Consider the following 20077-nt stretch of genomic DNA (forward strand, 5'->3'; position numbering starts at 1 on the left):
CAGACCATTACAGCCTTTTTGGCAGCGGGAGCCGGTTATATTTTACTCGGGCATGGCTGGCCGTTGTGGTCGGCATATTTATTGCCTGCTTCTTTTGTTGCAATCCTGCATTTTCTTTTTGCCCGAAAAAACAGGGTTGCATCAGCGGCACCCGTTGACAAATAAAACACACATTAAGACATTATTAGATTAGCATATTAACAAAACTGCAGACAGGATCGAAAAATAATTATACAATCAAGACAAAAAGTTATATTAAATTTGCATCGAATAAGAAAATTAAAAGATAAGCATATGATACGCAATTCAAGAATGCATATTGTTGCCGGAATAATTTTACTAGGCGTAGTTTTCAGTGCGTGTGAAAAGGAACTCACACGGTTTGTAAAATCGAAGTTTGATAATGGCCAACCGAAAATGATTCTGTATTACAATGGCGAACGCGCAGAAGAAAACTTTGTGAAAATGGAGACATACTATGAAAATGGACAAATTAAGTCTATAATTAATTTTGACGGTGCCGATAAAGATGGTATAATGCGTTCATGGCATCCGAATGGACAACCTCTGAGTAAAGCTGAATATGTAAAAGACAAAAAGGAAGGATACACGTTTTACAATCATAGAAACGGGCAAACAAAATACGAAGGTAATTACCTCCACAACCGGAAAGATGGTAAATGGGTAGCCTACAACAAAGAAGGAGATACACTTAGAGTAGAGACTTACGAAAAGGGGAAACTCGTAGATTTAAAAAATTACAAGACAAACACAAAATAAGTCAGTAATATGGATACATATCAAATCAGGGTGAATAGTGAGATCGGAGAACTGGAAGGGGTAATAGTTCATTCTCCGGGCAAGGAAGTAGAAAACATGACGCCCAAGAATGCAGAGCGGGCTTTGTACAGCGATATTCTGAACTTATCGGTTGCCCAAAAGGAATATAGTCATTTCAAAAATGCATTGGCTAAACATGCACCTACTTTTGAGGTTAGAGCGCTGCTGCAGGATGTATTAAGTAACCAACGTGTGAAAGAGACCCTGATTGATCATATTTTCGATAACGAACATACCATGGCCAGCCGGCATTTCCTCCTGGGCCTGTCAGATGAAGAACTTGCAAGGCAGTTGCTTGAAGGAGTGATTTTGGTAAAAGACAACCTGACCAAATATTTTAGTAAAGAGCGGTATGCTTTAAGGCCATTACATAACTTTTTCTTTACCCGCGATGCAGCCATGGCAGTGCGCGACAAGGTACTTATCGGTCGCATGGCCAACCAGGTACGAGGTCGTGAGGCATTAATTATGCAAGCCATTTTCGATTACCACCCCATGTTCAGAACACAAACGGTAAATCCGGTGCAGCATGCCACATTTAATGATAAAATTTCCATAGAAGGCGGAGATGTGCTTGTGGCACGGGAGGATGTATTGCTCATTGGCACCGGCACTCGCACCTCATCACAGGGTATCGACTTTATTCTGGAACAGATTGAAAGTAAGGAACAGGTAAGACACATTATTGTGCAGGAACTTCCTGAAACACCCGAATCGTTTATTCACCTTGACATGGTCTTTACTTTCCTTGACAAAAATAAATGCATGGTATTCGAGCCCATCGTTATGAAGCCTAACCGCTACCAGACAGTACACATAACAATTGACAACGGGAAAGTAAACATTAAAAACGAAAAAAACATTGTGGAGTGTCTGAATAACCTGGGATTTGATCTTGAACCGGTATTTTGCGGAGGCACCAAAGACCCATGGGCCCAGGAAAGAGAGCAGTGGCACAGTGGCGCCAACTTTTTTGCGCTTGCGCCTGGTAAAGTTCTGGGATATGCGCGCAATGTTTACACCATGGAACAAATGAACAAACACGGATTTGAGATCTTAAGTGCCGAAGATGTCGGTTCAGGGAAGATTGATATCAGTAAGTACGAAAAGTATGTGGTGGCTGTTGAGGGTTCAGAACTACCACGTGGTGGCGGTGGTGCAAGGTGTATGACCATGCCATTTAAAAGAAAACCAATAACGTGGTAAGCATACCAGAAGTACGAAGCTTAAGGTATTTAGGTAATTTTGCGATGCATTTCCGCATCTTTTTGTACTTTTAGCGTTCAATAAAATTGCATCAGTAAAATAATAACGGCGAAATTGTCAAATAATGCAGAGGCTGATTATTGCCATACTTTTATTCCTGTTTAGTGCTACAACCCTGATTGCTCAAGAAGAGAGGGACTCGGCAGATGCCAGGGGAGCCGGTATTGTGCAACGGTCTTTTAAAGACACCTTGCCAAAACCTGATACCTTAATCTATTCCTGGAAATATGCAGAAAATAGTTTTATTAAACTTTATGCAGAGTTTGATACCACGCTTCTTTCCATTCAGCTACCCGAAGCCTATAGGAGCGAGTGGACGGGGTTTGTATATTTGGGCAATCCAGGATCTGCTGTACAAAACACCTTCTTTTCTGAAAGACAGGATATTGAAGTAAACTGGCAAATAAAAAATTTCTACCCTTACCTTAAAACCCACAAAAAACAAAAATTTTACAACACCAAAACTCCGTTTACACAAATGCAGTTTGTAAGCGGTGGTGAAGACTATGAGTACTTCACATTCAACCACACACAAAACTACGATAAGCATATTAACCTGGGTATGTCTTACGAAATTTTCAATTCTGAAGGATACCTCAATTACCAGTCAACCCGGAACAGGAACTTCAGCTTTTGGACAGACATCGACTATGAGCGCTATAAAATGTATGGCTCCATTAACTTTAACGCTATCAATGCTGATGAAAACGGCGGTATAAGGACGGACTATTTACTCACGGACTCATCAGTCAGTGTGCAGGATATGACTACAAAACTGAGCAACGCCAACAACCGTTTTAGTTATTTTATAGCAGCCATCGATCATCAGTATCGTCTGTTAAATTTTGGGCAAGACAGCATTTATAAAAATGGCTTATGGATCTCGCACCATTTTTCATTTGATAAAATGCAACGACTCTACACCGATGAGGGAGATGAATATACAGACCCCGTGACCGAAGAGGTCTTTAACTTTTATGCCAATACTTACAATGGTACCCGTAGTTATGATACCACCTCATTTATCGATTATAAGAACCGTGCTGCCATCATGTTTCAGTCCAGGGGTAAAACAAAAATCGACATGGGCCCCTTTGTGGAACATCATCAGATTAAAAACACAAATTTTTATCGTGATACCCTCTTTACGTACAATAACGATACTACCTACGAAACCATATCCGTTGGCGGACAGGCTACGATTAAAAAATCAGACGATTTTGAGGTTGACCTTCAGGCACTGTATTACCCTTTTCAGGATTATAACTACCAAAATTACCAAATTACAGCAAATCTTGTAAAGTGGCAAAAATTGTGGAACGATACACTGTACATGCACCTTATGTTGTATCACATGGAAAAAACGCCTGATTACTTATTGGGACAATATTTCTCCAACCACCTTAAATGGGTTAATAATTTACAGGATGAAAACGAACGAAAACTTCAATTCAACCTCCGGCTCATAAATTCGAGGTTCAATTTGCAATTTACGGTTGACCACCTTGACAACTATATCTATTTCGATCAAAATATGAAAGTGGCCCAGCACGATCAGGAAATTATGATGTTTGGTGCCAAGATAGGTAAAAAATTTACTTTTTTTGAGCACTTCAATTTCGAAATGAGCCTTATGGGGCAATATACTGCTACAGACTTTATTGATGTCCCGGAATTCAGTGCAAAAGGAAACTTCTTTTATAAGCGACAAATCAAGTTTAAAAACACAGAAGGGATAATTGACTTGTATGGAGGTTTCTCAGGCAGGGTTCACACCAAGTATTATGCCCCTGCATACTCACCAGCCATTGCCCAGTTCTATCTCCAGGACGAAAAACTTATTGGCAACTACCCTGTACTCAATGTATTTGTTGGAGCAAGGGTAAAACGGTTCCTGTTCTCCCTCCGTTTCGACCACGTGAACAGCGGTTTAATGAGAGGTGTGAGTTACTATTCTGCTTATAATTATCTTCTGAGGCCCCGCAATCTGCGGTTCAGCGTTAGTTGGAATTTTTACAACTAATTACCGATAATTTACTTTTTTACCGACTGTTACTAAAATAGCCAGGCAAACTATAAGTACAGATTAGTTGCATATGATTTAAACCTTATTTTTTTATTCATGTCCTGTTTTGTAAATGAATATGATAGCTGGCAAATGACCATTGATTACTAGCAACCTACCCCTTAAATCTTTCTAATTTGGGTGTCTCGTTTTATTTCGTTCAATATAACTAAACTGTGTTACATAAATCCAGGCATCAATGATGATTGATTTCTTTTTTAAAAATTTCTCACCACGAACGTCATGATAAAAAAACGCTACCAACGCTACGGGTTATCAAGTTGCGAACGTTGCGCCTTCTTTGCGGGCGCTGCGTGAAATATAATTCCAAAAAATCATTGGTAAGAGAAACGATGAAACCACCTGTTTAAAGCTTCCGCCGCGATGGATTGGAACCTTTATTTCTTTATCCATGTTAATCAATGATCATATTTCAGCTACCTAAGCAAAAAATCAAATTACTATAAAGCAAGAGGCTCAACCCCAAAACCCGTAGAAAACGTGGCCAATAAGAAAGTAGAGCAACAGTCCCATGATATCGTTTACGGTAGTAATAAAGGGTCCGGTTGCCAGTGCCGGATCGATTTTAAGCTTATTAAGGCCCAACGGCACAAAAGTTCCGAAAACTGAAGCAAAAATAATAACAACTAAAAGTGCACTGCTCACCGTAACTGTTAAGGCTAAAGAATCGCTGTCGATAAAATTATAGAGCAATAATATTGCCGCCAAAGAAAGTCCGTTTAGCATGGCAACGCCCAACTCTTTCATCAATTTTTTGAAATTAGACTCTATACCAAGCGAGTTGCTGGCCAGGCCCTGTACAATGATCGCACTCGACTGTATTCCAACATTACCGCCCATGGCTGCAATAAGGGGAATAAAGAAGGCCATTTCAGGGTAAAGCGATAATTGGCCCTCATACAGTTCAATAACTTTAGCGCCAAACACACCACCAATCATACCAATCATCAGCCATGGCAAACGGGCGCGCAAAAGCTGCCAAACATTGTCGGAAGCTTCCACATCTGAAGAAATACCAGATGCCATCTGATAATCGCGCTCAGCCTCTTCCCTGATCACATCCACCACATCATCGATGGTAATGCGGCCTTTAAGCCTTCCAATACCGTCGATAACAGGCAAAGCAACAAGGTCGTACTTGTTCATAATATTGGCTACCTCTTCGGCTGATGCATCAACCGATACCGAAATTACATCTTTATCGTAAACATCGGCGACCTGGTCGCTTTTCGTAAGTAGAAGTTTTTTCAGTGAAAGTGTGCCTTTCAGAATACCATCGTTGTCAATAACATACACAAAATAAATTTCGTCAATGTCCTGAGCCTGCCCGCGCATTTCGCGCAAACAGGTGGCTACGGTCCAGTTTTCGTTAACAGTAATTAACTCTTTGGCCATCAAACCACCTGCGGTATCCTCATCGTAGTTCAGCAGGTCGGCAATATCTCCCGCATGCTCACGGTCGGCAATATTGCTCAGCACATCGGCCTTTACATCGTCGGGTAACTCGGCAATGATATCTGCCGCATCATCGGAATCCATGCGGTCGATGAATTTACGGGCCAGTATATCTCCGGGTACATTCTCAAGCAAGCGTTCCCGGTCATCTTCTTCAAGCTCCACAATCACATCTGCTGCCCGCATGGGCTCCAACAAAATAAACACAAACCGCGCCTCTTCGAGGTTTAATTCTTCATAAACCTCAACAATATCGGCAGGGTGAAAATCCTGCAACATGCTGGCAGTCTTGCGCTTATCCTGTGCGTCAATCGCAGACTTTAATTCCTCAATAAATTCCCGGGTTAGCTCAAAATTCATGACAACGGGATTTTAAAATTATTCTAATAAGTTACAAATATGCTCAAAATCTTCCGGTCTTAACTGCTCCGGACGCATATTAAATATCTCTTTACCCGAAATATCCGGGCTTATAACACTTTTTAAACTATTTCTAAGTGTTTTCCTGCGCTGATTAAAGGCAAGCTTTACAACCTTAAAATAAACTTTCTCATCACAGTCAAGCTTCTCCCGGTTGTTACGTTTTAATCTGATTACCCCGGACTTAACTTTGGGCGGTGGAAAAAAAGAACCGGGCTGAACTGTGAATAAATACTCCACTTTGTAAAAAGCCTGAACCAACACACTTAAAATACCATAAGTTTTACTTCCTGGTGCGGCCACTACTCTGTCGGCCACCTCTTTTTGGAACATGCCTACCAATTGATGTATTTTATCGCGATGCTCCAACATCTTAAATAAAATCTGGCTTGAAATGTTGTAAGGAAAATTCCCAACAACATCGAACCTGCTTGCAAAATGCGTGCTAAAATCGGTTTTAAGAAAGTCTCCGGCAATGACCCTTTCATGAAGATCAGGAAAATTTGCTGCAAGGTATTCAACCGATTCATCATCTACCTCAATTACCTTAAGCAAATCGGGAAAACGTTTAAGCAAGAACTGTGTTAACTTACCCTTTCCCGGTCCGATTTCCAACACCGGCACACCATTCAAGTCCAATGATTCAGCGATTCGTTGGGCTATGGAATCATTGGTTAAAAAATGTTGTCCCAGGGTTTTCTTTGGTCTTACCATCTTCGAATTATTTTAAATCGTAAAATTAGCAAATAGTCTTAGAAAGCCGTATTTTTATCTTTCTAAAAAATTTGACCTGCATGCCTGCAAACCATCGAAAATTCTGGGTAATACTTTTCAAAAGCTTAATTTTTATAGCTTCATACGGTTTTGTAGCCTATCGCGTTTATGCCGACGACCAGCTTAGCGACTTGCTCTTTAATGGCACAGTTCACAATGAGTCAGCTTGGTGGTTATGGTTGGTGTTTTTATTAATGCCGGTCAATTGGCTTATAGAATCAGAAAAATGGCGGTTACTTCTTAAACCAACAGAAAAGGTCAGATTACTTCAGGCTTTTGGCGGTGTGCTTGCCGGGCTCAGCATTGCTATTTTCACACCCAACCGCACTGGGGAGTATGCTGGCCGAATATGGATACTGCGTCAACGCAACCGATTGGCCGGCATATCGGTAACCATTGCCGGAAGCATTGCGCAAAGTGGCGTTACTTTTATTGTTGGAATAATTTCAGGATGGTTATGGCTCACCGGAAATACAGAAGCAGCTTTTACCACACCCACGCAACTTGGCCTGGCCGTTTTTGCTGTTGCAGCCGGTTTTGTTACGTACATATCGCTACCCAAAATTGCATTAAAAATCAGCCGGCTAAAAACCCCAAAAGTTATTACCAAAATTAACGACGGAATAAAAAACCTGAACAGGAAACTCCTGCTTAAAGCTCTGTTAGTTTCTGGTTTACGATATGCCATTTTTATGACTCAGTTTATTCTGCTTTTATTCTATTTTAAAACAGATATTTCGATTTACGAAGCCTTCCTGAGCATTGGCATGCTCTACGCAGCAATGTTGGTTATACCAACCATTACCATTGCCGAACCCGGGGTAAGAGGAAGTCTGTCGTTGCTAATTTTTGGAGTTTTTTCCACAAATGAGGCAGGAATTCTGGCGGCTTCATTAACTTTGTGGATTATAAACCTGGCCATTCCGGCGCTCCTTGGTGCGCTGTACCTGGCTGCCCTTAAAATCGATAAACTATGGTAGAATTCTTACTCATTGTCCTGGCGGCGCTGCTTTTGCTTATAGGGCTTATTGGATGTATTTTACCGGTTATACCCGGCCCGCCAATTTCTTTTGTGGGACTGCTGGTGCTAGAAGCTACAGAGAAAGTTGATTTTTCAAACAACTTACTTTTGCTTATGTTTGCTTTAGCAACCATTGTAACAGTATTAGATTACATTATACCCGTATGGGGAACCAAAAAGTTTGGTGGAACACGCGCCGGTGTAATCGGCAGTACATTGGGATTGATATTCGGGCTGATATTTTTTCCACCAATTGGTATCATTATAGGCCCTTTTGCCGGAGCTGTTATAGGAGAAATGATTCAAAAAGATGATTTTAATAATGCACTTAAAAGTGGAATAGGCTCTTTTATTGGATTTTTGCTAGGCACAGGAATGAAGCTGGTTGTATCATCAATTATGATTTATTACTTTTTCAAAGAAGTTTTTGCATAAAATAAACCTGACCCAAACTTTTTAATATAAAAGTTGTTGAAGAAGACTTACACACATAAAAAACTATAACTATGAGAAATAAAATCATGGATCCCCTGGGAAAATTAATGGGCTTACGCTATAAGTCGCATCCGTGGCATGGAGTTGATCCGGGTCCGGAAGCACCAAATCTAATTACCGCCTATATTGAAATGGTACCAACAGATACTGTAAAATATGAAGTGGACAAATCAAGCGGTTACCTACGCATCGACAGGCCACAAAAATACAGCAATGTAATACCAGCACTCTATGGTTTTTTTCCACAAACCTATTGCGGAGAAAGTGTAGGAAAATTTTGTGCCGAAAAAACAGACCGTAAACAGGTTCAGGGAGATGCCGACCCACTTGATGTGTGTGTGCTGACCGAACGCTCGATTTCACATGGAGATATTCTCGCTCATGTGATTCCCATTGGAGGTTTTCGGATGATTGACGGCGATATGGCTGACGACAAAATTATTGCTGTATTAAAAAACGATGCAGGCTATGGTCATTATACCAACATAGATGATGTACCACAAGCAGTAGTGGAGAGATTAAAACACTATTTCCTTACCTATAAGGATATTCCGGGCAAAGAACGCATATCAGAAATAACCCATACTTATGATGCAGATGAGGCCATAAAAGTAATAGAATTTGCCATGGACGATTATCATCATAGATTTGATAACCTCGAAAGTGTGCTGGATAAAGTATAATTTTTATATTGCAAGTGTATTATTTGATTTCGACAAAATGAAATCTGGCTAACGCGAATGATTGGTAACTATTATTTTACCCAATGAAAAACATAGGTAAAGCAGAAATCATATTTCTTATTTTGACCCTTGGTGCGGTCATTCTATTTATCAGCCTTGAAAAACGGCATTTTACCAATATTCAGCCGCCAAAAATGCCAAAAGTAACGCCTGATACCATTTGGCACCAGCACCTTAGGAGCGACCTTGACCGTGTGCTCATGAAAAAAAATAAATTCGGGTTTAACGGTGCGCTGATGGTAGGCTGGGATAATGAAATAATTTATGAAGGATATGTAGGTTACGAAGACTATGCCAACAATGACAGCATAACGGCTGAAACAAGATTTCAAACAGGTTCGGTTAGCAAACAATTTACAGCGGTGGCTATCTTGCAGTTATACGCCAATGGCCGATTACACCTCGATGATTCCATTAGTAAATATTTTCCAGACCTGCCTTACCAGGGTTTTACCATACACCATTTGCTGGTTCACCGGAGTGGCTTATCAAATTACATCTATTTCATTGATAAAATTGTAGAAGATAAAGGCAAAACGTACACCAACGAGGATATTATCAGACTCTGGAAGCAACATGAACCTCTGCCCTACTACCCTCCCGACAGACGCTTCGATTACAGTAATTCGGGGTATATGCTCCTGGCATCTATTGTTGAAAAAGTTAGTGGCATGTCATACCCCGAATATATGCGTAAAAATATTTTCGAACCCCTTGGAATGGACGATGCTTTTGTATACATAGCCGGGCTAAACGATACGATACCCCATTTGGCTGAAGGTTACAAATACCACTGGAAAGTGGTTACTGAGGCCTACCTGAATGGCACCTATGGCGATAAAGGCATTTATGCCACTGCAAGAGATCTTTTTAAATGGGATCAGGGCCTTTACAGCGAGACCATCTTACCTTCAGACACACTTCAAAAGGCATTTAAGCCCATGGGCAAGCCCAAACACTTTAAACACAACTACGGGTATGGATGGCGCATATTTGAACACAAAGGGAAAAAAATATACTACCATGCAGGCTGGTGGCAGGGATTTAAAACTCTGCTCATCAGGGTGCCGGAATACAAACTAAGCATAATTGTGATGAAAAATATTAAAACCGGTGCAATGTTCAGTCGCCATGAGCTATTACGCATTATCATTGATCGGTATCTGGCCGCGCCACTCGAAGCATTAATACCTGACCTGCCTCAATTTCAGCAATGCTACATCCCAATTGAATTTACCTGATCACTTTTCGAAAGTAGTGCGGTTATGCCCAAACATATGGCGGGGCTCATCCACAAATTCAATATAAACCCTGTCAGGCTCAATATCAAACTCTTTCATGATCAAATCGCATATAGCCGCAGATAACGTTTTCGTATCTGGTAAGCCAATGCTTTTAAACTCCACGAAAGCCACCGGGTCGTCTGATAAGCCAAAATGCATTGCCTGACTGTCGGCAATTGAAGTCATTACAAAACGATCAGGTTTTTTCAGTGCTTCAACAACGAGTTGGTGCATTGATTTTAGCGCTCTGTGCTTTTGCTCTCCCGACAAAAGCTTGTTCATGGAAATCTTAAAATATGGCATAACTTTTTTTAGGCAAATTATATAAAAGTGTTACTTCTGCCAAAACTAAACATGATTTTTGATATAATTATTAGTGCGAAAGCAGTATCTTTATATTTACAATGCATTACGTTTTTGAACATAGCAAAACACACAAAGGACACATCAGACTGGATCGTTTTCTGATGTTTCTCTATATTTTTTCTGATCTGTAGTTCTAACGCTCTCAAACAAACGCCGGTGGCGTTATCAACACAATCTCTCAATCAATTTTCTTCAATACAATAATTAATGAATGCTTACTACAGGTATCTGAACTCGCTGGTAAACAAAAACAAACAGGAGTTTGGGAATTACGAAAATATCAATTGGATTAATCTCTGGAACACCGATGAATTGGAAGCAACAAAGCAAAAACTCATCAGGGCTAGTGGAGGTCATACTTTATTCAAAGGTACCAAACCCTATGTCAATCAAATATCAGATGGTTGCAAAATTTGTGGTGCGGGTAATTGGAGTTGCCTCTTTATAACCGGAAAATGCAATGCCAACTGTTTTTACTGCCCCTCATCACAAAAACAGGATGAACCTCCCGAATCTCAGGGAATCACCTTTCATACGCCAGCGGCATACGCAGAATACATCAATTATTTTGGATTTAAAGGTGTGAGCTTTAGCGGAGGAGAACCGCTTTTGGTTAAAGATCGCGTAATGCAATACCTGAAAGCCATAAGGTCGCTGTGCGATCCTGAAATTTATACCTGGATGTACACCAATGGCATTTTATCGGACGAAAAAGTATTTCGTGAGCTGGCCGACAACGGTTTAAACGAAATTCGTTTCGATATTGGTGCCACAAATTATAACCTCAAAGGAATAAAAAAGGCTAAAGGGCTCATTCCCAATATCACCGTTGAAATCCCGGCCATACCCGAAGAAAAAGAACGGTTAATGAAACTCCTGCCTGAAATGATAAATGCAGGTGTTACTAACCTGAATCTGCACCAACTAAGACTAACACACCACAACGCCGACAAACTACTCAAACACGAATACACTTACATACCCGCCGAACGGCCTATTGTGCTCGAATCGGAATTGGCAGCACTGGAAATAATGGCTTATGCCAAAGAAGCAAAGCTGCCCATCGGTATCAACTATTGTTCATTCTATTTTAAATACAGGTTTCAAAAAGCCGGATATCGAAAAATACTGGCCAACAAATTAAAACATCCGGATGATTTTATAACAGAAAAAGGGTTTTTAAGGAAAAGAAACGGAACAGCAGTAAATTATGAAGGGTTAACTTTATATGACGAAAATAAGCCTAAAGCAGCAATAGAAACCGATAACCTGGTACTTAAACATAAAACATATGGAGTACACCGCTCACTCGCGAAAAGAGTGGATGTGGATGACCGTGATCAAATAGCCATTACTGATCTATTAACCGGCTCAAAGGAAAATATCCCCGAACGCACTGATTTATTTGACCTGTGGCAATATGAGTTTATCGAGAAAGGATTGCGTGAGTACTAATCAGGGAATCTCAATATTCAGTTATCACTATCCAAATCAACATATTGACCAGCTACCCACCCTTCTATTTCAGCTTTAACACGAAACCAGCCATCATGTTCTTCATAAATGATTAAATTGGTTCCTTGCGGTAAGGGTTCTGCGACCCTCTCTGCCTTAACATCGGGTAACTGCCTTATATTTAAAAAAGGTACATTTACTACACCAGGAGGATTGTTAAGGGGAGCGCCCTCTTCATCACGGTCGTTTATTATGCGTTGGCGCAGTTTATCCAATGGAAATGCCGGGCCTGGATCCAGCTTACGCCCCGGGGATATTTCTTCATGGCCCAATATCTCCTTGATGGCCGGATACCGGTCAATGAGCAGATCACATAATGCTTCAAGTGCTTCAATTTGCTTTTCGGTGAACAAATGCCAATAACGTGCTTTCGACTCGTTTCGATGCACAGCCTCCATCACTTCATCAGCAGCAAACTTTTTACCAAACCAGGAGGTGTATGCAGTACCAGATTTGGTCAGTACACCGGCATTATCAATCTCTATTCCTATAGAATAATTATTTAGCCCTGTTCTGTCCTTCCACCTGCTTTTTCCTGCATGCCAGGCAACAGTATCGAAAGGAACCAACTGAAACACTTTGCCATCGCGATCAACGACCAGGTGTGCAGAAGCTTTTACATTATCTTTACAAAGGTATTCGGCCGAAGACCTTCCATTCCGGCCAGCCGTATAATGCAACACAATGGTATCAGGCATACCTGCACTAAAATGAACCGTATTCTTCGGACAGTTCATTTGCTTCACATCGTCACCTTCTAAAAGATGCTTTTCATTGATGTTGAAATTAAAATTATCCATAATACTTATTCCGGTCTTTTTTACGAAGGAAAGGGATATCTACCCGGCTGGTGACGGTGCTGGCCACTTTTTCAGTAGAACGGCCAATAATATAACCACCTACACCCAACTTGAGCAAACCCCAGAAATTTGGATTCAAAGTATTAGCTATACCGTGCTCCCCCTCATTTAAAAGGAAAGCGGGTTCAAAGAAATAAGCATATACCACAATAAAACCAAAAGCCAACATTAAAATTGGCCGCCAGCTACGCTGCAACCAATTGCCACGCGCTTCTGTTACCAATATCGTATTCGGCTATAGAGCGCACGGCTTACTTGTAAAATCCTACAAAATTGCTCCGTAGCCAAAAAATTGTTTTACAAATTTACCCGTCAAAACGAAATTTTGTCGGAATTAAAAAGAACCTCTGCCGCCAGAAAATACTCGGCTCCGTATACCCTACTCGGAGCGGTTAGACTCTATTTATTTTATGCAATCCTTTTAAGATCGTCCATAAATACCTAAGAAAGTAAAAAGATAAAAAGGTTTTATATGCAAATAACAATGTCAATATCCAAAAATTGTTTGTTGTCAATCGAGAAATATGAATATTATATGTTTCAAGTAAATCAAAACAAGCAGCTCGTATAAAATTATCATAAGAATAGAGTATAATATCAAACTCTGAATCAATTATCCAGTATATTTGCCCATCAACAGTAAAATACTCATTGTCAAATAAATAAATTTGATGATTTATTAATCCGAATGACATTATGAATCCAAAAACAGGTAAATACGTTAAGTTCAAATCTAATTTTGAATCTGCAGAATCCAAATCTCCTTTCAAAGAATCCAGAAGGCGATTTTTATGTATGATAAATAAAATCATATAATATCCACAAATCAACAAAATCGCAACAAAAATAGTTAGCCAATACCATTTAAAGGAATTAATATCTTTAATTATCACAAAAGCCATTGTATTTGTCAAAAAAAAAGAAAATACAATATCATAAACAAACCATAAATTTATTTTCAGCTTATTCATCAGCATTTACTATTTATAAGTTTATAAAAAGGATTTTTATTAATATTATATTCTAAAAAAATTAATTCAAGTACTGATATTGCAAATCGCAAATTGCAGCTAACTCGCGTTGGGCTTTCTGCAGGTTACCCATAGCATCAAAAACCAGTTCAGAAAGCTGATTTTTGGCTTGCATTTTTTCCTCATCGGAGGTAGCAATCTTATCGATCACCTGGCCACCATTTTTGATCAGATCATTGGCGCCTTTACTGAATAATTTGGATAAAAATGGCATAAAATACTGTTTTTATGATTTTGCTTGAAAAAGCAAATTACGAAAAAATGTTTACCCCTCCTTAGTTTAAATGCTGCATGCCGCTCATTACTAAAAATAACCATACGTTAAAATATTGTTATTCCAATGGTTACATCACACACCCTTCTATAAATTGATGTAAATTTATCCTTGAAAATTGAATATCAATTCTACTTAATCTCAAAATCAGAGTTATGAAAAAAATTACTGCGCTTTTAATGATGCTGTCTTTTATGGCAGTTTTATTTTCCTCTTGCGAATTAGTGGAGGAAGAAGAGGATGAACAACCCTCAGAGGAGTATATCAACGAAACAATTGATACTGATGTTACATGGCAAGGTGGGACCTACATTATTGAAGGAACCTTAAGGATCGAAAATGGTGGGCATCTGACCATAGACCCGGGCACAACAATAAAATTTGAAGATGGTGGAAGTATATCAGTCGCAGGAGCCAACTCAGCCCTAACTGCAGTAGGGACAGCCAATGCCCAGATTACATTCACCAGCGTTTCCAACACACCATCAGCCGGAAGCTGGGACTACATCAATTTCGAATCGACGGCAACAGGTACAAGCAGCCTTCAGTACTGCATCATCGAATATGGTGGAGGTTATGCCTCTACATACGGTGGGGCACTTTGGATCGAAGGCCCATCTTTGAGCGTGGACCATTGCACAATTTCCAATTCTGCGGTTTATGGTGTAGTCTGTGAAGATGACTCGGAATTTGCGAGTTTTAGCAACAATACGTTTATGGATAATCAAAGCTACGATATATTCATTGAAGGCAATGCAGCGCATACTATTGGCCCGGGAAATTTAATTGAAGGCAGTGGCATATTGGTCGATGGAGATACCTATACCCATTCTGATGGCACATGGAGCCTACAAACAGCACCTTTCACCATTGACGGAACGCTGTCTGTTCAATCCGATGGTGGTGCCACATTAAATATAGCTGCTGGAAACACCATTCAATTTACCGATGGCTCTCAAATGACTGTTGGTAGTGATGGTTACGGCACCTTTAAAGCTGTAGGTACAGAAGATCTACCCATTCTTTTCACTTCTACATCTGTTCAAAAACAAGGCGGGCAATGGGACTACATCAGCTTCGAGAGTGGTGCCGTGAGTAGTGAGCTCAATTATTGCATAGTTGAAGCTGCAGGTGGCTATGCCTCATATGTAGGAGCTATTGATATTGATGGAGCTGCTGTAACTATTAACAATACTGAAATCAGATTATCGGCCACCTATGGCATTACGCTTGATGATGCCGGCAGTTTTGCATCTTTCACAGGCAACGATATTCACGATGTGGATAATTATGTGATGCTAATTTATGGCAACTGGGCTCATACCATTGGCACTGCTAACAATTACGGAGAAGATGATCTGGGTATTTTAGTACATGGAGACGCCTTTGAACACACAAATGAAACCTGGCTATTCCAGTCCACAGCTTATGTAATTGATGGTACACTCAGCATTGAATCAACATCGGGTTCAACATTGGAGATACAAGCAGGCAGCACTGTGAAATTTACAGATGGGTCTGAAATATCTGTTGGATCAACAGAATTTGGAAAACTGGTGGTCAATGGCACCTCTGCTTTACCTGTTACCTTCACCACATCAGCACCTGCAGGTGGCGAACAGCCCGGCGACTGGGATGGAATTTTCTTTGAGTCAAATACAATGAATGGCTCTATCTTAAATTATTGTAACATTTCCTATGGCGGGGGCTATGCCTCAACCTACAATAACGGAAACGTCAATCTGGGAAATGTGCCATCTGGAGAACCCACAATAAGTAATTGCATAATTTCGTACTCCGCAGGTTGGGGCATTTATAATGACAATTCATCACCAACACTTATTAGCAATACTTATAACGGAAACGCCAATGGTGACATAGGAAATTAATTAATCGACAAAAAAATAATTTTGGATTTTCTCATTTTTAAAAGCCATTGCAATAAAAGCGATGGCTTTTTTATTAAATCAGGGGCCGCGCCGAATAACAGGTAACATTACTGTTTTTATTACCCCATTTTTCAAAGCGTTTTTTTAATATCAGGAAATTACAATTTCAAAAACATGCAAACATACTAACTCACAAATTGTTAACTTTTATAGAAGCTATTTCTTTCACAACTAATAATTTGAAGGCAAAAGCACAAAAAGGAACCAACATACCACAAAAAACTCACAATCAATGACCATACACAACACAGCAGCAATGCCTTCTTTTAATGATTTCATTAACGCATTTAAACAAACTTTAAAAAGTGTGTTTTATGAACGCGATGACATCAAAAAATTCATTCATAACAGGGGCTTTCCGGCAACTGTACTGCGCGATATTATGTCGACCAACCCTTTTTCAGTAGCTATACCCAAAAAGTATGGTGGACGTGGCGGTAATACAAAAGAATTATTAACGCTGATGGATGCTGCGTCTTATGAATCACTGCCACTTTCATTAATGTTTGGAATCAACATGGGGCTCTTTTTAGGCCCGGTAAATAAATATGCACAGGAACACATTAAAGGAGAAATTTTCCACCGTTTTTTAAATAAACAAAACATGGGTGGATTGATGATAACCGAGCCAGGATTTGGCAGCGATGCATTAAACATGCAGACAAACAATTTGCGGCAGGGTTCAGAATATCATATCAAAGGGGTGAAACACTGGCAGGGCCTCACTGGAATGGCCGATTACTGGCTAATGACTTCACGTCGACAAATCCCTGGTGGAGCACTCGCCCGCGACATTGATTTTTTCATTGTCGATGCACAACAACCTGAGCAACAAATCAAGGTGGATGAATTGTATAATAACATGGGGTTGTATCCGATTCCATACGGCAAAAACCTCATTGATATTCATGTACCCGAAGCCTACAAATTGGAACCCGACACCACCGGACTAAAACTCACCATGGACCTGTTACACCGAAGCCGGTTTCAATTTCCGGGTATGGCCATCGGCTTTATTCGTCGCATGTTGGACGATGCTCTGCATCACACTCAGCAACGCTTCATTCGAGGGAAACCACTGATTGCACTGGACCAGGTTAAGCAACAGGTTGCCCGTATTCAAAGTGCATTTACAATAAGCTCAGCCATGTGCGCACGTAGCAGTGAGGCAAGTGGCATAGAACATAACCTCACCGGAGCCACAGTGGAAGCCAATACAATGAAAGCCCATGTAACAGAATTGATGCATGAAGCAGCACAAACCCTGACACAACTTTTAGGCGCCAATGGATATAAAACAGAGAGTGTGGCCATAAGGGGAATTATTGATTCCCGGCCTTTCCAGGTTTTCGAAGGCTCCAATGAAATGCTCTACACCCAAATTACCGAAATGGTAACCAGGCAAATGAGCCGGCTTAAAAACATGAACCTGTCCAATTTCCTTAGAGGCTATAACCTGACCCAACGCACCTCGCCATTTTTTAAAGAACTCACAGATTTCACGATTGACGACAATATGCCTCAACGCAAACAAGTGGGACTGGGTAAAATCCTGAGCCGGATTATATCAGCCGATTATGTTGCAACACTTGGAAACAAAGGCTTTCGAAATGATTTGGTAAATAATAGTATCGATATGATTAAGCAAGAAGTATCCGGCCTGGTCAATTCATTTCATTACAGCACACAGGTCCTTCCTGTGGCAGACTACAGCGGGAAAAGTTCATGGGAAGATTATTCTTAGAGTATGTTTAATCAATTTTATTCATGCAGCATTTTTTATATTTTTTTCCACTTCCACAAGGGCATGGATCATTTCTACCAATTTTTTTAGAAGCCGAATACCGCTGTTGATCTGGGACCATATTGTGATAATCATCAAAGGAAGGATTGCCAAAACACCTTACTTTTTCTGGTTCTTGATCGAAAATATCATTTTTTGAATCAAACTCATCATGAAAAAAATCATCCTCTGAGTTTTCCTGATCTTGCCAATGCCAATTTTCAATGATGTCCCGGTATCTGTCTGCCATTGATAATAACGCTCGTTTCTCTTGTGGTTGCTTTTCAAACCATATCTTTTCAACCTCTTCATAATCGCCGAGCATTGAAATTTCTACCCATTTTTTATCATAAAGTTCTTTTACTGTGGGCGGAATGTATGGCAACTCAAGGCTTAGTAATGTCCAAACTAAAAATCCGGTGGTTTCGCTGTCAATAATATTGTCTTCTAAAGTACAATTGTTGAAAAAGTCAAGCATGTCTATTAACCATTTTTCTGCTTCCGGTTTGCGCTTGGGGTCATGTAGGGCAACTTGTAAAACTACATCCATAACCGAACTTTTGCTGTATGATACAATTCCCGGTTCCTTCATAAAAAGGCTAAGCGCTTCAAAATCATCATGAAACACTTTGTAAAGAACCTCCCACATACATTCGAGGTATACATCGCCGAAAAACAGGTCGTAGTAATCGTTGTGCTGCCTCATTAGCTCCCAAATAACTTTATGGCTTTCTTTGGCCTGCAATTCTCCTAAAAGGAAAAACGCATGCATAGCGAAAAAACTGTTTTTCTCCTGATCTTTGCTTTGTGCCATTAAACTGACTTCATAATATTGATACCGCTCAATACTATCCATCAAGACTTTTTCCAAATCGCTGACCAGCGTTTTGCGTGGTAGTTGAAGTAATTGTGTCAGTTTTTCTTTATCAATTAATAAGTCTTCTTCATAGAGCCAGTGAATTTCAGGATGATGAAAGTCCGGCGCTTTTGTTGCAGTATCGGGAGAATCAACGTCTTTAGTTTCTACAGTAATCATATCATCAGTGTTTAAAAAGCGGTTCTGGTTGGCACCGAAGCGTTTGATAAACAGAAACTGTTGAATATATTCTACATCGGGGTATTCAGGGTAGAGGTCTGTTAATATTTCAAAACGTTTTTCAGCTTCTTCAATTTCCCCGATTCCGGCAAAATATTGAATAACGATTTCGAAAAACGATGCGATTTCACTTACGTGAAACAACTTGCGCTCCGGGTAGAGCGCTTGTAACTCGAATTCTTCTCCAAGTATTTCAGGCACTTGTACATACATTCCTTTTTGCATGTATTTGCCTGCCAAATTTAGTTTTGCAAATAAATAGTTTGGGAATTGTTCAAGTATCTTTTGGTTGTAAAGTGCGGCCTTTTCAACCTCCCCTATGTTTTGAAGTAAAATATAGAGGTAGTTTTTTAGCTGTGGAACATTAGGAAAGCGCTTAATCAGCTTTTCAAATTTTGGAACGCTTGATTTTCTGCCTTTTACGGCAAGTTCGTGTATTTCCGGAAGTCGTTTTTTTAATTCATCGGGAACCACAAAGCCATCGTCGGACTGATAGGGTTCGTAGGAAATTTGGTATTGATATAAATGGGGGGATTTTTTCGGCATAATTAAATTTTAAGTAAAATTTTAGTCAAAAGGTAAAAATATGAAAAACATTTGACTACCGGAATAATTCTTGGTTTTACACCTTGATTTTAGAACAAATATTTAAGGGAAGCAACAATTATTTATAAATTTTAAGTAACTAAAGCCTCACACTTTATAATTATCTATCTTGATACAACATAAGATAAACCGCTTTATTTTATCCACATACATATTTACCAATAACTCCTTGTGTAATACTATTTATCGATACATAGCGGCGATTCTCCATTTT

The 20077-nt window shown here is 39.9% G+C and carries 18 protein-coding genes; 10 read left to right on the forward strand and 8 right to left on the reverse strand.

What is annotated here, in order from left to right; genetic code table 11:
- Positions 1-294: 294 nt before the first annotated feature.
- The 3 genes from VJ937_RS09530 to VJ937_RS09540 all read left to right on the forward strand — a co-directional run bounded on the left by VJ937_RS09530 (position 295) and on the right by VJ937_RS09540 (position 4129).
- Complete coding sequence (locus VJ937_RS09530; protein ID WP_324066668.1) at positions 295-780, forward strand: hypothetical protein; 486 nt, start codon at positions 295-297, stop codon at positions 778-780.
- Positions 781-789: 9 nt separating this feature from the next.
- Positions 790-2046, forward strand: coding sequence for an arginine deiminase family protein (locus tag VJ937_RS09535; protein WP_324066669.1), 1257 nt, complete (start codon positions 790-792; stop codon positions 2044-2046).
- A gap of 124 nt (positions 2047-2170) precedes the next feature.
- The gene (locus tag VJ937_RS09540; RefSeq protein WP_324066670.1) at positions 2171-4129 is read left to right on the forward strand and encodes a putative porin; all 1959 of its coding nucleotides are present in this window, start codon (positions 2171-2173) and stop codon (positions 4127-4129) included.
- 519 nt (positions 4130-4648) lie between these two features.
- On the opposite strand, the gene mgtE is transcribed toward VJ937_RS09540, so the two are convergent.
- Entirely contained in the window at positions 4649-6007 is a 1359-nt protein-coding gene (gene mgtE / locus VJ937_RS09545) for a magnesium transporter (RefSeq protein ID WP_324066671.1), read from the reverse strand.
- A gap of 18 nt (positions 6008-6025) precedes the next feature.
- Positions 6026-6781: a 16S rRNA (adenine(1518)-N(6)/adenine(1519)-N(6))-dimethyltransferase RsmA gene (rsmA, locus tag VJ937_RS09550; protein ID WP_324066672.1), complete on the reverse strand. Its 756-nt coding sequence runs from the start codon at positions 6779-6781 to the stop codon at positions 6026-6028.
- An 80-nt stretch (positions 6782-6861) separates the two neighbouring features.
- Here rsmA and VJ937_RS09555 point away from each other — a divergent pair, with 80 nt between their 5' ends.
- The 4 genes from VJ937_RS09555 (at position 6862) to VJ937_RS09570 (ending at position 10341) form a co-directional block, all read left to right on the forward strand.
- Entirely contained in the window at positions 6862-7821 is a 960-nt protein-coding gene (locus VJ937_RS09555) for a lysylphosphatidylglycerol synthase domain-containing protein (RefSeq protein ID WP_324066673.1), read from the forward strand.
- A complete protein-coding gene (locus VJ937_RS09560; RefSeq protein WP_324066674.1) occupies positions 7815-8297 on the forward strand; it encodes a DUF456 domain-containing protein in 483 nt (160 codons plus the stop codon). The genes VJ937_RS09555 and VJ937_RS09560 overlap by 7 nt, the downstream gene beginning before the upstream one ends.
- Positions 8298-8368: 71 nt before the next feature.
- Complete coding sequence (locus VJ937_RS09565; protein ID WP_324066675.1) at positions 8369-9040, forward strand: inorganic pyrophosphatase; 672 nt, start codon at positions 8369-8371, stop codon at positions 9038-9040.
- Positions 9041-9123: 83 nt separating this feature from the next.
- On the forward strand, positions 9124-10341 hold the full coding sequence (locus VJ937_RS09570) for a serine hydrolase domain-containing protein (protein WP_324066676.1): 1218 nt from the start codon (positions 9124-9126) through the stop codon (positions 10339-10341).
- On the opposite strand, the gene VJ937_RS09575 is transcribed toward VJ937_RS09570, so the two are convergent.
- Positions 10342-10686: a phenylpyruvate tautomerase MIF-related protein gene (locus VJ937_RS09575; protein ID WP_324066677.1), complete on the reverse strand. Its 345-nt coding sequence runs from the start codon at positions 10684-10686 to the stop codon at positions 10342-10344. It abuts the gene before it with no gap.
- A gap of 270 nt (positions 10687-10956) precedes the next feature.
- Here VJ937_RS09575 and VJ937_RS09580 point away from each other — a divergent pair, with 270 nt between their 5' ends.
- A complete protein-coding gene (locus tag VJ937_RS09580) occupies positions 10957-12204 on the forward strand; it encodes a radical SAM protein (protein ID WP_324066678.1) in 1248 nt (415 codons plus the stop codon).
- 17 nt (positions 12205-12221) lie between these two features.
- Here the strand turns inward: VJ937_RS09580 and VJ937_RS09585 are convergent, their stop codons facing one another.
- The 4 genes from VJ937_RS09585 to VJ937_RS09600 all read right to left on the reverse strand — a co-directional run bounded on the left by VJ937_RS09585 (position 12222) and on the right by VJ937_RS09600 (position 14369).
- On the reverse strand, positions 12222-13064 hold the full coding sequence (locus tag VJ937_RS09585; RefSeq protein ID WP_324066679.1) for an N-acetylmuramoyl-L-alanine amidase: 843 nt from the start codon (positions 13062-13064) through the stop codon (positions 12222-12224).
- The gene (locus VJ937_RS09590; RefSeq protein ID WP_324066680.1) at positions 13057-13347 is read right to left on the reverse strand and encodes a 3TM-type holin; all 291 of its coding nucleotides are present in this window, start codon (positions 13345-13347) and stop codon (positions 13057-13059) included. The genes VJ937_RS09585 and VJ937_RS09590 overlap by 8 nt, the downstream gene beginning before the upstream one ends.
- Before the next feature lie 169 nt (positions 13348-13516).
- Positions 13517-14095: a hypothetical protein gene (locus VJ937_RS09595; protein ID WP_324066681.1), complete on the reverse strand. Its 579-nt coding sequence runs from the start codon at positions 14093-14095 to the stop codon at positions 13517-13519.
- A 61-nt stretch (positions 14096-14156) separates the two neighbouring features.
- Positions 14157-14369 carry a hypothetical protein gene (locus VJ937_RS09600; protein WP_324066682.1) on the reverse strand — a complete coding sequence of 71 codons (213 nt, stop codon included), beginning with the start codon at positions 14367-14369 and terminating at the stop codon, positions 14157-14159.
- Between the two features lie 215 nt (positions 14370-14584).
- Here VJ937_RS09600 and VJ937_RS09605 point away from each other — a divergent pair, with 215 nt between their 5' ends.
- Positions 14585-16318, forward strand: coding sequence for a right-handed parallel beta-helix repeat-containing protein (locus VJ937_RS09605; protein ID WP_324066683.1), 1734 nt, complete (start codon positions 14585-14587; stop codon positions 16316-16318).
- Positions 16319-16610: 292 nt separating this feature from the next.
- Positions 16611-18122: an acyl-CoA dehydrogenase family protein gene (locus tag VJ937_RS09610; RefSeq protein ID WP_324066684.1), complete on the forward strand. Its 1512-nt coding sequence runs from the start codon at positions 16611-16613 to the stop codon at positions 18120-18122.
- Positions 18123-18129: 7 nt separating this feature from the next.
- Here VJ937_RS09610 and VJ937_RS09615 read toward each other — a convergent pair whose 3' ends face one another.
- On the reverse strand, positions 18130-19803 hold the full coding sequence (locus VJ937_RS09615; protein WP_324066685.1) for an SEC-C metal-binding domain-containing protein: 1674 nt from the start codon (positions 19801-19803) through the stop codon (positions 18130-18132).
- Positions 19804-20077 lie beyond the last annotated feature (274 nt).

This window comes from Salinivirga sp., from assembly GCF_035268865.1.
Classification (GTDB): domain Bacteria; phylum Bacteroidota; class Bacteroidia; order Bacteroidales; family Salinivirgaceae; genus Salinivirga.

Bases quoted from the DNA above. Each gene is read 5' to 3' on its own strand.
- mgtE (WP_324066671.1), bottom strand. From the start codon at position 6,007: ATGAATTTTGAGCTAACCCGGGAATTTATTGAGGAATTAAAGTCTGCG.
- VJ937_RS09570 (WP_324066676.1), top strand. From the start codon at position 9,124: ATGAAAAACATAGGTAAAGCAGAAATCATATTTCTTATTTTGACCCTT.
- VJ937_RS09610 (WP_324066684.1), top strand. From the start codon at position 16,611: ATGACCATACACAACACAGCAGCAATGCCTTCTTTTAATGATTTCATT.
- VJ937_RS09565 (WP_324066675.1), top strand. From the start codon at position 8,369: ATGAGAAATAAAATCATGGATCCCCTGGGAAAATTAATGGGCTTACGC.
- VJ937_RS09530 (WP_324066668.1), top strand. From the start codon at position 295: ATGATACGCAATTCAAGAATGCATATTGTTGCCGGAATAATTTTACTA.
- VJ937_RS09580 (WP_324066678.1), top strand. From the start codon at position 10,957: ATGAATGCTTACTACAGGTATCTGAACTCGCTGGTAAACAAAAACAAA.
- VJ937_RS09605 (WP_324066683.1), top strand. From the start codon at position 14,585: ATGAAAAAAATTACTGCGCTTTTAATGATGCTGTCTTTTATGGCAGTT.
- VJ937_RS09615 (WP_324066685.1), bottom strand. From the start codon at position 19,803: ATGCCGAAAAAATCCCCCCATTTATATCAATACCAAATTTCCTACGAA.
- rsmA (WP_324066672.1), bottom strand. From the start codon at position 6,781: ATGGTAAGACCAAAGAAAACCCTGGGACAACATTTTTTAACCAATGAT.
- VJ937_RS09585 (WP_324066679.1), bottom strand. From the start codon at position 13,064: ATGGATAATTTTAATTTCAACATCAATGAAAAGCATCTTTTAGAAGGT.
- VJ937_RS09560 (WP_324066674.1), top strand. From the start codon at position 7,815: ATGGTAGAATTCTTACTCATTGTCCTGGCGGCGCTGCTTTTGCTTATA.
- VJ937_RS09575 (WP_324066677.1), bottom strand. From the start codon at position 10,686: ATGCCATATTTTAAGATTTCCATGAACAAGCTTTTGTCGGGAGAGCAA.
- VJ937_RS09595 (WP_324066681.1), bottom strand. From the start codon at position 14,095: ATGAATAAGCTGAAAATAAATTTATGGTTTGTTTATGATATTGTATTT.
- VJ937_RS09555 (WP_324066673.1), top strand. From the start codon at position 6,862: ATGCCTGCAAACCATCGAAAATTCTGGGTAATACTTTTCAAAAGCTTA.
- VJ937_RS09535 (WP_324066669.1), top strand. From the start codon at position 790: ATGGATACATATCAAATCAGGGTGAATAGTGAGATCGGAGAACTGGAA.
- VJ937_RS09600 (WP_324066682.1), bottom strand. From the start codon at position 14,369: ATGCCATTTTTATCCAAATTATTCAGTAAAGGCGCCAATGATCTGATC.
- VJ937_RS09540 (WP_324066670.1), top strand. From the start codon at position 2,171: ATGCAGAGGCTGATTATTGCCATACTTTTATTCCTGTTTAGTGCTACA.